This window comes from Celerinatantimonas sediminis (genome assembly GCF_046054195.1).
In the GTDB taxonomy this organism is placed as follows: Bacteria; Pseudomonadota; Gammaproteobacteria; order Enterobacterales; family Celerinatantimonadaceae; genus Celerinatantimonas.
On sequence record NZ_JBEQCS010000033.1, the window covers coordinates 1 to 13,508 of the forward strand.

Genomic DNA, 13,508 nt, shown 5'->3' on the forward strand with positions numbered 1-13,508 from the left:
GCTATCGCCGTTAGAGTATGAGCGTCAATATTTTAATGAGGCTAAAAGTCGTCTAGTGAAGTAGTGGCGATTCATACAGATAACTTAAATGTTTGTAGTTCGGGCCGCTGCTATCTTCGCCTCATATAGATAAAATTGTCATTTATTGGTATGCTGCATTCCCATATTTAATGTTTAAACCTTTTGGGCCATTGAGGCTGTGTGAGGTTCAAAGAAATAAGAATGTGTTTTGTGGCAAAAGTCGCGCCAGAAGATGCCGCAGAAGTACAAGCTCATGCAAATGCAGCCATCGCAAGCCTATACTACGATTCGCCAAGAAACCCCCGCTGGTAAACTACAGCAAAGTTTCATTTGTGACTGAAATTTTGGCCAATGTTGGGACTATAGCTGGGCATATGAAGGTGTATGTGACTGGGTTTCATCTCAATTTTCAAGTAATAGGAAAAAGCATGAGTGATCTATTAGTCGACGGTGGTTTCTTTTTTTTCGAAGTAGTCATATTTTTGTGGTGTTTTTATTTAAAGACACATTATTTAATGTTGTCCTTTCTACTAAAGTGCTTTTGTTGGGTAAATTGGTTCTATTGGCTTCTTTTTTGCGCAGGTGTATGGCATGAACAACGTTTTTTCATACCTTATTCTTTTGTTGTACACGGAGCTGAAGTTGACAGCATTACTATGATTATCGCATTTGTATTTTCTTTCCTTATTGTTTTTCAGGCCCCATTTCTGGTACGCAAACGCCGAAGGTTTTAGTAAGTTATTTTAAGATGACGCAGAGCAGAATAGGTTACTTCATTTCTACTTTTCCCCGTTCCCTTAGTGCTACGCGTTTGGCGTTGTTTTCCTGGCGTAAAGATCACTTAAATGTTTGTAGTTCGGGCCATTGCTATTTTGATTTTATATAGATAAAACTATCATTTATCGGTACACTGCATCCCCATATTTAATGTTTAAACCTTTTGGGCCATTGAGGCTGTGTGAGGTTCAAAGAAATAAGGATGTGTGTTGTGGCAGAAGTCTCGCCAGAAGATGTCGCAGAAGTACAAGTTCATGCAAATGCAGCGATTATGCAAGCTCATACTACGATTCGCCAAGAAATCCCCGCTGGTACACTGCACCATTGTTTCATCAATTTTGTTGAAACAATGGTGCATAAGATCATGTCTGAGTTCGTAGCTTATAGTCGTTTAACAAAAGACAGAGCAATTGAACTTTTCCACCATATCAAAGAAGGTTCAAGTACAGATAGAGCAAGTTTTGTCGTCAACAGTGTGATGCAAGGTGGTGTTGCAATGTCATCACTGTATATGGGGCGAGAAATCATTGGTTGGATAACGAACCCAAGAACCTTGTTAAGTTTTTTAGGAGCTGCTGACTTATTTGTTGATGGTATTGGGCTAGGAGTGGGTGTAGCAGCATCGCTTGAAGGTGTTCTTATCGCGATATTTGTGGCGATCGCGGTGCTTGCTGTAATCGTTATTATTGGGCACGTCACCAATAACTTTGAAGAAGCCTATTTATATTTCACGGATGGTTTCAAGTCGCATTCTGGTTACTTTCGTCAATGGCATGAGAAAATATTTGGCAAAGTTTTAGGGGATGATATCTACGATGTCAGTGATATTGCGATTTCTGCGCGAGGGTTGTTTGAAATAAAACACTTAGCCCCAGATGAGTTGGTTCAATCGTTTGGGTTAACAATTCAAAAGTTACTCGATAAGACTCACCGAGCATGGCGTGATCTAAGTCGCACAGCCTTCGTTTCGGAGATCGCCGCTGATGTAAATACGGTTTCTGGACACGTTGAGGATGCATATAATTGGGTAAAAGAACAGTTTTCATCGAATCAAAAAGAAGATAAGAAGCATGGGTGATATTTTTGTAGCTTTTGGTTTACTTGTTCTGAACATCATACTGTTCTTTTGGTGCCGTTTCATCAAACGACGCTTCCTGAATTTGAATTTTCTGTTGAAATCATTGAGTTGGTTTAACTGGATTTATTGGTTGTTTTTTAACTTGATTATTTGGCAGCATCAAGGCTACATCTTTCCATATGATGTGATAACAGGAAGATCTCAAGCTGACGGTGTTTGTATGCTTATTGCGTTTATTTTTACATTCGTTCTGTTTTTTCAGGGGCCCATCGCTGTCTACATGAAAAAACGTCGTTAGTTACTTCATTTCTAATTTTCCCCATTCTCTTTGGGCTGCGTGTTTGGCGTTGTTTTCGCTGGCGTACAGATAACTTAAATGTTTGGAGTTCGGGCCGCTGCTATCTTTGTCTCATATAGATAAAATTATCATTTATCGGTATGCTGCATTCCCATATTTAATGTTTAAACCTTTTGGGCCATTGAGACTGTGTGAGGTTCAAAGAAATAAGGATGTGTGTTGTGGCAGAAGTCGCGCCAGAAGATGTCGCAGAAGTACAAGCTCATGCGAATGCGGCCATTATGCAAGCTCATACTACGATTCGCCAAGAAATCCCCGCTGGTACGCTGCAGCAAAGTTTCATCAGTTATGTTGAAACGATGGTGCATAAAATTATGTCTGAGTTCGTAGCTTATGGTCGTTTAACAAAAGCTAAGGTGATATCGCTATATCATGAGATTGTAAAGTCTCTTAATGCTGTAAATTGGACTTCGACCACAGACTGTATCCTCCAAGGTGGAACTACATTATCGTCGATGTATATGGGGGAGACAGATTATACGGTGGTTAAAAAATCCAAGAGATTTGCTGGCGTTTTTAGGTACAGCAGAGTTATTTGTTGATGGAGTAGAGATCACTGCTGTAGCTCTATTTTCTATCGAAGGCCTTTTTACTGCTATCGCTGTAACAATTATAGTGATCGCTGTAATAGTTATTATTGGTCACGTTACAAATAACTTTGAGGAGTCCTATCTTTTCTTTTCGGATGGACTTAAAAGTCATTCTGGATATTTTAGACAGCTGCATATGAAAATATTTGGCGATATATGGGGAACAAAAATTTACGATGTGGAAGATATTGCCATATCGTGTCTTGGATTATTTCAACTTGAACAGTTGCCTGATGATAAAATTATTCAGTCTTTTGGGCTCACAATCCATAAGATTTTGGACCGGACTCATCGAGCATGGCAAAGTATGAGTAAAACTGCTCTTTGGGCGGAAATTGGTGCTGATCTAGCAACGTCAAAATATTATATCATTAAGTCATTAGATTGGATTGAATCAGGTTTTACTTCAGACGATAAAAAAGAAAAATCTCATGAATAGTTCTATAGTCGCTATATTGGTTCTGATTTTGGGTATCTTCGTTTTCTTATGGTGTAGATTCCTCAAACGAAATTATTTAAATTGTAATTTACCATTGAAATTTTTATGTTGGATTAATTGGATCTATTGGATAGTAGTGGATTTGGCTTTGTGGCAGGACCACCGAACCGTGTTTCCGTTTTCCTTAGTAGCTGGCAGGGCTTTAGAAAATAATGGTATCTATATTCCTGTGGCATTTATCGTTTTCTTCTTAATTGCATATCAGGCACCATTTACTGTCTACATGAAAAAACGTCGTTAGTTACTTCATTTCTACTTATCCCCATTCCCTTTGTGCTGCGCGTTTGGCGTTGTTTTCACTGATGCACAGATCACATAAATGTTTGTAGCTCGGGCCTCTGCTATCTTCAATTCATATAGATAAAAATATCATTTAAAGGTACACTGCATTCCAATATTGAATGTTTAAACCTTTTGGGCCATTGAGGCTGTGTGAGGTTCAAAAAAATAAGGATGTGTGTTGTGGCAGAAGTCGCGCCAGAAGATGTCGCAGAAGTACAAGCTCGTGCAAATGCAGCCATTATGCGAGCTCATACTACGATTCGCCAAGAAATTCCCGCCGGTACGCTACAACAAAGTTTCATTAATTATGTTGAAACAATGGTGCATAAGATCATGGCTGATTTTGCCCACTATGGCCGTTTGACGAAAGTAAAAGCGATTGAATTTTATCAACAGATCTCAAATGTATTAAATCCTCAAAAATTAAGACTCATCGAGCCTGGAAGGATTTGAGTAAAATTGCATTATGGGCAGAAATCTTTGCCGATTTAGATACGGTTAAAGGCCATATTCTAGATTCAGTACATTGGATCGAGAGTCAGTTTGAGCCAGATGAAACAGGTAACAAATCATGACTGATATATGGGTCTCACTAGCGGTATTATTTTTTGGTGTGGTTATTTTCTTTTGGTGTCGGTTTTTAAACAAACACTATTTGAATTTCAACGCACCCATGAAAATAGCTTGCTGGGTTAACTGGGGATACTGGATCTTTGTTGACTTATTTATATGGAAGAATCAGGTATTCCTATTCCCGTATTCTCATTTTATCGGACGGATTCAAGCTAATGGAGCCTGCATAATCATTGCATTCATTCTCTGTTTTATGATTGCATTTCAAGCCCCTTTTACTGTTTATATGAATAAGCGTCGCTAGATTTGATGAGCATAAGTATGTTTTTGAGTAGCAATGAGTGAACTTTTAGCCGACGGAGGCTTGTTTCTTCTAGAAATAGTGTTGTTTTTCTGGTGTCTTTTGATTAATCGACGCTTTCTTAGTCTGGGTTTTATTCTAAAAACGTTAAGTTGGATAAATTGGGTTTATTGGCTGATGTTTAATATGATTATTTGGCAGGACTTTAGGTTTATCTTTCCGTATGACCTAATTTCTGGGCGCGACCAAGCTGATGGTATTAGCGCTATGGTTGCTTTTATTTTTTCTTTTATTCTCTTTTCCCAAGGCCCAATTGCCATTTATCTAAAGAGACGCCGAAGATTTTAGTATGCGTTTTATTTGATGATTGAGGTTCAAAATACTCAGGAGTATCGATGAGTGATCGTTTAATCGACGGCGGTTTGCTTCTCCTGGAAATAGTTCTGTTTTTCTGGTGTTGTTTCATTAAACAGCACTTTTTAAATTTTTTATTAATGGGCTAAGTCTTTTACGCGATTGTGGGTTCAAAGGTTTGCGTTAACGTTACCTTACTTCACTGTCAATAGGATAGGGAATCATGAAGCCCATTGGATTGTTGTTGCTTTTGTTAGTGCTTTACTTCTTTCTGTGTGTTTAACGTCTTCAAATTATGCAGTTGGTCAGGATTTTTCAAGTTAAGAAGTGCAGCAAATTGTAAAAGGGAAACGACTCAAGGGGAGGTCCTGGCCATATTTGGCAAGCCTTACACTAAATCGGCTCTTGCAAATAATCAGGAAAAGTGGGTTTACCTCTATTCTTATGGAAGAACCCATACACAGGATTATTGTGTCACCGTGTCAGTGTCGGTTAAAGGATATCGCAAAGTGCTTTGCCTAGCTGATCTTTATCTGAAGCTATTTGAACAGATTGATTTAAATTGCCTTTCGCAATTTCTTCTGCGACCCGGACATGCCAATGTAGGTTATCAGCCATGTTATCTAATACATTTGATAGTTGACCTATTTCATCGCTGCTTTTGTAATTAAGTCTTGTATTAAAGTCTCCAAGGGCGAGTGTTTTCGCCATTTTGACCGCTCGAAGGATAGGTTTAGAAAGAGAGTTTGCCATAACAATAATGGCAATTAATCCTAAGATAGAAATTAATAGTCCAATTGTCGTTTGCCAAACCATATTGGAGTGATTTGTCACCTTTATTTGTTGATCTAAGTTTATTACGTTTTCTAATGCAATATTTCGTTTAACTCGAATGACAATTGCCCAAAGACTATTAGTTTTACCTAATGTAATTGGTGAAATAATCCCTATGTTTTCATGCTCTTTGTTATTAAAAATAACAACTTGTCCAGATTTAACGGCATTAAATATTTTTTGGTACTGCTTGTTGAATAAATTACTCATTGATTTGCCGATAGTCTCTGGTCTGTCACTATCAGCAATTACGAGGCCTTGATCGGTTAGAATACTTACTTCAGCCCGCCCATTATATAGGTGTGAAGCTACTTGTTTACTAAGAGACTGCACAAATTGTAAGTTATAGTCTGCACCTACAACACCTAAAAATTTGTCATTAACTAAAATAGGGGATGAGAAAGTTGCTAACCAAACATGCTTACCTTGAACAATATATGGTAGCGGAGCCGTAACCGAAGGTGTGTGATTTTGCTTAGGCTTAATATACCAGCCACCTTTCATGACGCCATTAGAAAGCCTCTCAGTTGAATCATAATCCACTAATGACTGAACCCCTATATGTCCCTGATGGTCCCGAGTCCAATAAGGGGTAAATCTTCCTGTTTGAGGATTATTTCCCATCGTATTGTTTTGATTTAAATAAATGATGGCGATTTTGTGGCCTCGGAGATCTTCGTAGGGCTGGAAAAGGCGGACTGGCAGTTGATGTGACAACAGGCGAAAACCACCGATGATAGTCAGTATAAGCTAGAATACTCCTTGTGGGCCTGATCATTGACATTAAGCGGGAAGCAGTGAAGATGGATAAACAATTCATCTGAATCATCAGTGCATATGTTCAACATTTAAACAAACTGATATTGGCACGGTAGTTATGAGATTAACGTTAGCACTCGTAAACAGGTGGTTGGCAGCAAAAATCTAATGAACGTTAGTCGCTCCAATTATAATTAACTGCGCTATATTCATCACCTCTGAGCAGTTTTATAAAAAGTAAAATAGAGGAATGTTAGATAGATTTATAGATAAGTAAACCAATTTGGGTTATTCTCTATTATTCGATTTAATAAGTAACGTTGTTTAGATAACTATTCTTATGTTAATTTTATAAAAAATACACCTTGTTTTTTGAATGTTTAGTTGAGTTGAATAGGGTAAATAATGAAATTATTAGCCTATATGATATTAATAACCACTATGTTATATACTCATGTGGCATATAGTAAAGAATGTGATCATGTGAAACCGTTAAATAATGACACAATTATTTCGGTCTTAAAGAGCGGTGGTTTTAGCTATCCAATTTCTAAAGATGCAATGTATCAGTGGGTTGGATGTTATCTATATAAAGAAACTGAATTAAGTGTGTACTATTATTTGAATACTTGGGGAGAGGCTCAACGTTCTACACAACGAATTATTCTAATTGTGAATGGTCGCCAATACCTAGGTATGTATCCTATTAATGATAAACCTGACTTAATGGAAGGAGCATTGATAAAATTCAATTATCCCTCTCAATATGGGAATGTTATTTCTCTGAAAAATGGTCCTCCTAAGAAAATATATTTAGATGGAGAAACATCAAATCTATTTAAGTAATGTCAGGTTAGTTTCAAATTTGCAATTTTTACCTATGGTGGTAGCTAGAAGGTGGCTTAGCATCCCTTGAATTTAATATTCGAATTTATCGTATATTAAAGTCAAGGGAAAACTGCTTTCCGCATAAGAATTTGCCCAGTATCAAATGCTAACTCTTGCAATGTTTAAACTAACACTTGAATTGTTTGAAGTCCTGACTACATCTTATTTTTCAGCTGGGTCTAGATTTACAGGCCTTCATGTTCACCTCTAACTAACAGTGATAGCAACCTAGAGAATACCTTTGCATTTTATTTGTTCTTTGGTGAACTAGATCTATTCATCTGTTACATAAGATTATAGATAAAACCATCAATTATTAGCATGTTAAGCATTATACTTGATGCCCAAATTTTCCATTTTTATGGGACTGGTAACTATATAGATGAGTCGGAATTAAAATTGGATAGTTGAGTATTCTGTTATTTACATCAGATAGATTTGGGTTATTACTTAAGTGTTAGATATATACTAAATTGAATAGTTAAATATAGTGAAATGTTATTAACTAAATGATTTTTAAGTTATTAATGTTGATTGATGTCTTTAATTTGGTATGCTGTCCAATAAATCATAAGATTAGATGAAGGGGCCGTGAGAAAGTTAATTTTAATACTTGGTTTATCTCTTTAGAGAGCTTTGCTGCAGTTAACATTGATTTAACAAAACCGAGTAATTTTGACCAATCTGAATATTATCCATCATACCAAGAAATATCTACATCCAGTTTTTTTGATAATGGTGGCTACTACGCTAAATTTGGTTTGAAAAAATTTAAAACAGATGAAAGAGCTGCTCTGTTGTATATGGCTGCTATAAGTAAAAATGAAAGTAAAACGCAAAGAATTTATATATTTTTGCCAAATAAATGCACTATTAAACGAGCATTAAATAGTGATTTAATTGTCAAAGTGGATAATCAGGATGTTAGATTTAGTCAATTCTGTACTAACAAACAAATTTACCTTAATCCTGAAACAGACAGAGGTGAAAAATTCCTAATTGAACAGTTTATGAGAAAAAAACTTGTATATTTCCATTTTTTTAAAATTAATTTCTTTTTTGATTCAAAAGGTTTCAAAGCAGCTTGGAAAAATTATGACAGTAATGCATCTTAATGGCTTATCTGATGTAATATGAAATTTATATCTTATAGCGGGCCACTATTTTGTGGCCTTCTTACTTGTAACTCTATGTATAATAGCTAACTAAATTACAATTCGTTACTTCCCAGCTGCTTATTTTATATCGACAAAACTATGATTTGTTGGTGTGCTGTATTCCTATTCGTAATTTTTGAGTCTTATCAGGTATTGGGTTTGTGTGGGATCTAAAGAAATAGCGATATGCGTTGCGCAGAGATCGTGTCACAAGATTTTTTGATGGGTAAGTTCAATCTATTGGCTGTATGTGATTATCCCGATTTGGTAAAAGAGGGACCTACCTATATTCATTACTCTTTAAAGGACATCTATCTATTTGTTTTTATATCATTTTTTCCGAATTTTTCGGTAAATTTATTATGTCTCAGTGCCTAAGTTTTATAAAGAAACTTAGGCATAAATATGATCCTATAATTTTTTCCATTCCTGCTGGGTTGCGAGTACAGCATAACAGGCTCCTTTAGCTAGACTAGATTTTCTAGCTGGCTTGTTTTAAAAAATTTTGAACTAGATCATGTTTGCAATGTTGCGAATAACCCGATTTTTTCCATACTAATAGAGTAATAATAGCGATTGGGAGGGGTGAGTTGGTAGACGAAATACAACAAGTTGGTTATCCCTATAAATCCTTGAATCAAAGGAAATAGAACTGATGTTCTAAGCTACAACATCATCAAAAAGGCTGCATTGAGCGGCCTTTTTGCTCTTTGCTTGTCATGCCTTGTCGTCCTTTGAACCATACTAAGTTAAACCATTTTTTCAGTTAAAATTGTTGAATAGATCATGATGTTATCATCAATACTTGGTAAGGGTGATTTATATCAATATTTATGGGGCGCATTGAGGGCCGCATATCCTATGCTATTTTAGTAGCAACAATCTTTTGGAGTTGTGTTAGTCAAAAGTATTTGAAGATCATATAAATCTGATTTTTATAATTTAATCTATGAGAGGACACTAACATGAGTGGACAAGCTCTTACTGGTGCATGGTCACCATATAAAGGATTAACCAAAGATGCTCAAAAGGTGTTTAAAGAAGGAATTCTTGGTCAAGTAGGTGTTGACTACAAGCCTTTGGATTATTCGATTCAAGTCGTAAATGGTGAAAACTTTGCGTTCTTCTGCAATGCATCTATTCCTGGTAGTTCTGAAACCTATCCCGCAATGGTTGATATGCATCGAGCCCCGAATAGTGGGGACGTTGAACTTACTGGTATTCATCGTTTAGATCACTAATTCGTCATTATAAAACTCAAATAGAGCCGTCTCATAGGCGGGTCTATTTGGGGACTTTCCTCATAGATTAGCTTATGGTCCTCGTTGAAGTAAGGGTTAAAAGCTAGCCTATCCGTCTATAATAGATTGTTCTAACTAATTAATCCTTAGTGAAAAATACATTTTAAAAATATCCTGATTGTGATTCGTTGTGAGAATTTGCCCAAATCTTAGAACTACTTTAACGTCGGCGTATTGTAACCCTGATTAAGAGCAGTTAAGGACATGTGACCACTTACCCTAAACTGAGACAAATTTAAAGTTTTGAAATAACTGCTTGATTTTTAATCACTTAAGTATCAATAATATAAAAAGTTATAATTTATGCAAGGGATTGCAGTTTGGTTACCGCTCTCATCATTTTATATTTTATCTCGGCTCTGACTAATTCAAAAAAAATAGTGATATTTTGTGGCGTTTTATTTTCATTGTTATTATCTCCAGAGACTTTTCTTGTCATATGTACCCTTGTCATACTGGTAAAAATAATATCAATGTATGTAGCGATTAAAGATTTATATATGGCCATGGCAGTATTAGCGTTAATTTTAGTTAAAAATACTTTTTTTAGTGCTTCTGATGGCTATCAATTCATGGGAGTGAGTTTTGCATTATTTCAGATCTGTTATTATATAAAAAGTGATATAAATTGTAGAGACTTAGTTAGTAAGCTAAGTTTTTTCCCTCAATTATATTGTGGTCCTATAGTAAAACCATCTGGGTTTGATAGGCTCAAACGTATTAATGTTAAATCGCTCGCTTTGTATCACCTGGTTTTTTCTATTGGATTATTCTTTAAAATTTATGTGGCGTATGTCACTCAGAAAGTTTTTGCAACAGATGACAGTTATTTGAACTCAATTTTCTGGTTAGCTTATATGTATTCAGATTATCTATCTTGGTCGCTAATGGGAATTGGTATAGCTGGTTTAGCTGGGTTTAAAATGCCAATGAGTTTTAAAGCCCCATTTTTTTGTCGTAATATCTCCCAGTTTTACAGCCGTTGGAATATTACAGTTTTTAAATGGTGCAATGATTTTTTTAAAGTGTCTACACATAAAAAATATAGGAAGTATAAAGCGTATATTAATGTCGGAGTTAGTGTGTCTGTTTTATCTTTATGGCATGGCTTAACAATAAATTTTATATCTTTTGGTCTGTTTAATACAATATACTTTTTGGCACAAAATAAATTGAAGAAGTATCGCCGTGTTTTAATAGTTAGTCAGATTTTATTCTATTTTTTAGTTGGCTATACATTTAATGGCCTCATTCCAGATTATATAGTACCAATAGTCAGTTATAAATATTGGATTTTATGGGGGATGTCACTTGTAATTTTGTTGGTGTTTGATCTGTTTTTTTTTAAAAATGTTAAACGAATTGTGTCCTATAGTCCGACTCTAATAATAATGATTAGTTTAATGTTTGTAACAACATCTTTTTTTGTTAGGCATGTTGATGGCCAATTTTATTATGCCCAATTTTAAAATTCATAAAGCATCTGTAATGGTATGTATAATCATAATTATTGTTTTGTCAATTTTCATGGTTCAAGATAACAGCTTGAAATATAGAGAAATAACACACCCAAATGATATCGATGGAATTGTTATTGGAAATTCTCATGCTAATCGAATTTTGTTAAATAGTGATAATATTTTTTACTTGAATGAAGGTGGAGGAGTGATAGCTGATTCTATTGAAGAGTTTTCTTATGGGAAGAGTATATTTCCTAATTTAAAATATGTAATAATAAATATTACACCGATGGAAATGTATATAAATCAATCTACTAGGAACCCTAATGATAAAAAATTATTATATAAATATGGTTTAAATAAATATTTAAATGTATTTGAAAGTAAGGTGACAGTGAGCTTTTCGGACTTTTTTAAAAAGGTTGGAGCTGTTTTTTTTAATGATTTAGATGGGAGAGGTAATAAAATTGTTTTTATTAAAAATGGCCGTCAGTTATTAGATGATAGAGAACACAGTGTTGATCTAGATTGGGTTAGCAAATCTCACTATAGGGAAGGGTTATTTATTCCCAATGATAAGGTGTATTTAGATAACTTATCTAAAATAAGAAAAATATTTGCTAATAGTAAATTTAAGGTGGTAGTTATTTCTATGCCATTAAATTATAGATATATAACATATATGAAAAATGAATTGAATAATCACCATTTATTTGATTTAAATCGATTCACCAATGACATGCGATCGTTATTTGGTAATTGTTATATAAATTTAATAAGCTATCCTTTGTCAGATAAATATTTTTTAAATGGTGATCATCTTAATAAAGAGGGTGCTAAATATATTAAGAGGATGGTTATTGAAAAAATAAATAAATGTTTGAAACCCCAATTTAATGTGTATTAATTAAAGCGTTACCGATTTTTGTTAGTGATATTATTCACTTGGCTCTGGTCAGTATATTGGCCACAGTATTATTTTTAGCTGAATTTTTCTCTTATTTCTATTTAAAGATAGTTTACTTAGTTTCAGTAGCATAGCTTATGCCATAAATTTAAGCTGCCGTCCACATAAATTGCCCGAAATTGAATATACGCTTGACTACTAGAAAAGATCTGACATTTTTCTAAACGCATAAAGATACCCTATCCAATAATAGCAAAACAAGCATTAGATTTTACGTTAATAAAGGTGATTATCGGATAGTAGACTCTATAAGATAACAAGTTAATTCATCTTTGTTTTCTTTTGAAAAATTAGGATCAATATACAATTGGATAGGGGTAATTGACTGACATTGGATTGTTGCATTCGGAACGATTAAAACTTCCATCTCATTTTCGTTTTTTTCATTATCATATACGTGTACACAAAAATTTGAGTCATTGGCAACATGAAGAATGATCAATGAGATATACGTTCGATATCTATCTTCCTCATCATAATCAGATTTTGAATGCCATAGTGCTGAATCTGGATTTAATGTTGTTGATAAAGGCCGATTTAGCGAAAATTTTTCTCCAACTGTTGGGATGCCTGTAGTGGGCCAATATCCTCCATGAAATATTGTTTGGTTTGGAGATAAATGATAACGATTATCATTTATCTCTTTTATCAAATCTGACCATAAAAGTTTTGGAAATCCATCACATCTATAGCCATCGATCAGTGAGCTGCGAGATAATCCATTATAGATTTTTTGCCATGTTTTATATTCTCGAGAGCGTTTTATTTTATTTTTTAACGGGCCAGTGACCGATAGATTTTTATCCCATAACGAGATGAATTTATTATAATTATCTACTTTTCCTAAATGGTCTTCCATGTCCAGATAGTCATTGGACTTCTTACTGTAGAAGAATGGATATGGATTGACGAGAGGTAGTTTCTTGTAAGTTTCCATATTTGACCTACTTAGCTAAAATTTCCATAGAAGAGCATTTAAACAGTATAGACAATAAATATGATATATTGTTTTAAATAATAAATTTTAATAATATTAAATTTATTAATATAATTATTTAATTTAATATGTAGCATCAAAATATCAAGTATGTATATGTTCGTGGCAGTATATATATAAGTATATATTGATGGTCTTGAATTCGTATTGCTAGTTGACTTTTTAAGAGCAAAATCTACGTGATTTAGAGCCTTTAAACCGTAGACGTGGATTCATAAAATATATATATATTAATTAGAGCGTGTTGATCTTTGTTGTACATATATTAGTCAACCCACATAGGTAGCCACATAAGAGAAAATGCCAGAGCGA

12 protein-coding genes are annotated in these 13,508 nt (G+C 34.5%); 10 read left to right on the forward strand and 2 right to left on the reverse strand.

Annotated elements, in window-relative coordinates:
• Window positions 1–1,009: 1,009 nt before the first annotated feature.
• The 5 genes from ABTQ23_RS20855 to ABTQ23_RS20875 all read left to right on the forward strand — a co-directional run bounded on the left by ABTQ23_RS20855 (window position 1,010) and on the right by ABTQ23_RS20875 (window position 4,180).
• Window positions 1,010–1,876 carry a hypothetical protein gene (locus ABTQ23_RS20855; RefSeq protein ID WP_408617691.1) on the forward strand — a complete coding sequence of 289 codons (867 nt, stop codon included), beginning with the start codon at window positions 1,010–1,012 and terminating at the stop codon, window positions 1,874–1,876.
• Window positions 1,877–2,395: 519 nt separating this feature from the next.
• Window positions 2,396–2,776 carry a hypothetical protein gene (locus ABTQ23_RS20860; protein ID WP_408617692.1) on the forward strand — a complete coding sequence of 127 codons (381 nt, stop codon included), beginning with the start codon at window positions 2,396–2,398 and terminating at the stop codon, window positions 2,774–2,776.
• Window positions 2,739–3,263 carry a hypothetical protein gene (locus tag ABTQ23_RS20865; protein ID WP_408617693.1) on the forward strand — a complete coding sequence of 175 codons (525 nt, stop codon included), beginning with the start codon at window positions 2,739–2,741 and terminating at the stop codon, window positions 3,261–3,263. The genes ABTQ23_RS20860 and ABTQ23_RS20865 overlap by 38 nt, the downstream gene beginning before the upstream one ends.
• Before the next feature lie 522 nt (window positions 3,264–3,785).
• Complete coding sequence (locus ABTQ23_RS20870) at window positions 3,786–4,058, forward strand: hypothetical protein (protein WP_408617694.1); 273 nt, start codon at window positions 3,786–3,788, stop codon at window positions 4,056–4,058.
• Complete coding sequence (locus ABTQ23_RS20875) at window positions 4,055–4,180, forward strand: hypothetical protein (RefSeq protein ID WP_408617695.1); 126 nt, start codon at window positions 4,055–4,057, stop codon at window positions 4,178–4,180. Before ABTQ23_RS20870 ends, ABTQ23_RS20875 begins: the two co-directional genes overlap by 4 nt.
• Before the next feature lie 1,145 nt (window positions 4,181–5,325).
• On the opposite strand, the gene ABTQ23_RS20880 is transcribed toward ABTQ23_RS20875, so the two are convergent.
• A complete protein-coding gene (locus ABTQ23_RS20880; protein ID WP_408617696.1) occupies window positions 5,326–6,384 on the reverse strand; it encodes a PDC sensor domain-containing protein in 1,059 nt (352 codons plus the stop codon).
• Between the two features lie 447 nt (window positions 6,385–6,831).
• Between ABTQ23_RS20880 and ABTQ23_RS20885 the strand changes: the two genes are divergently transcribed.
• The 5 genes from ABTQ23_RS20885 to ABTQ23_RS20905 all read left to right on the forward strand — a co-directional run bounded on the left by ABTQ23_RS20885 (window position 6,832) and on the right by ABTQ23_RS20905 (window position 12,139).
• Window positions 6,832–7,272 (forward strand): hypothetical protein, encoded by a 441-nt coding sequence (locus ABTQ23_RS20885; RefSeq protein ID WP_408617697.1) that lies wholly within the window; start codon window positions 6,832–6,834, stop codon window positions 7,270–7,272.
• An 803-nt stretch (window positions 7,273–8,075) separates the two neighbouring features.
• A complete protein-coding gene (locus tag ABTQ23_RS20890) occupies window positions 8,076–8,429 on the forward strand; it encodes a hypothetical protein (protein ID WP_408617698.1) in 354 nt (117 codons plus the stop codon).
• Between the two features lie 1,007 nt (window positions 8,430–9,436).
• Window positions 9,437–9,712 carry a hypothetical protein gene (locus tag ABTQ23_RS20895; protein WP_408617699.1) on the forward strand — a complete coding sequence of 92 codons (276 nt, stop codon included), beginning with the start codon at window positions 9,437–9,439 and terminating at the stop codon, window positions 9,710–9,712.
• A 560-nt stretch (window positions 9,713–10,272) separates the two neighbouring features.
• Window positions 10,273–11,241 carry an MBOAT family O-acyltransferase gene (locus ABTQ23_RS20900; protein WP_408617700.1) on the forward strand — a complete coding sequence of 323 codons (969 nt, stop codon included), beginning with the start codon at window positions 10,273–10,275 and terminating at the stop codon, window positions 11,239–11,241.
• Window positions 11,213–12,139, forward strand: a complete 927-nt coding sequence (locus tag ABTQ23_RS20905) for a hypothetical protein (RefSeq protein WP_408617701.1) — start codon at window positions 11,213–11,215, stop codon at window positions 12,137–12,139. Before ABTQ23_RS20900 ends, ABTQ23_RS20905 begins: the two co-directional genes overlap by 29 nt.
• Before the next feature lie 289 nt (window positions 12,140–12,428).
• On the opposite strand, the gene ABTQ23_RS20910 is transcribed toward ABTQ23_RS20905, so the two are convergent.
• The gene (locus ABTQ23_RS20910) at window positions 12,429–13,136 is read right to left on the reverse strand and encodes a hypothetical protein (protein WP_408617702.1); all 708 of its coding nucleotides are present in this window, start codon (window positions 13,134–13,136) and stop codon (window positions 12,429–12,431) included.
• Window positions 13,137–13,508 lie beyond the last annotated feature (372 nt).

Excerpts from the sequence above, each read along its gene's own strand:
- ABTQ23_RS20885 (WP_408617697.1), top strand. The coding sequence starts at position 6,832 with ATGAAATTATTAGCCTATATGATATTAATAACCACTATGTTATATACT.
- ABTQ23_RS20895 (WP_408617699.1), top strand. The coding sequence starts at position 9,437 with ATGAGTGGACAAGCTCTTACTGGTGCATGGTCACCATATAAAGGATTA.
- ABTQ23_RS20900 (WP_408617700.1), top strand. The coding sequence starts at position 10,273 with ATGGCCATGGCAGTATTAGCGTTAATTTTAGTTAAAAATACTTTTTTT.
- ABTQ23_RS20905 (WP_408617701.1), top strand. The coding sequence starts at position 11,213 with ATGGCCAATTTTATTATGCCCAATTTTAAAATTCATAAAGCATCTGTA.
- ABTQ23_RS20910 (WP_408617702.1), bottom strand. The coding sequence starts at position 13,136 with ATGGAAACTTACAAGAAACTACCTCTCGTCAATCCATATCCATTCTTC.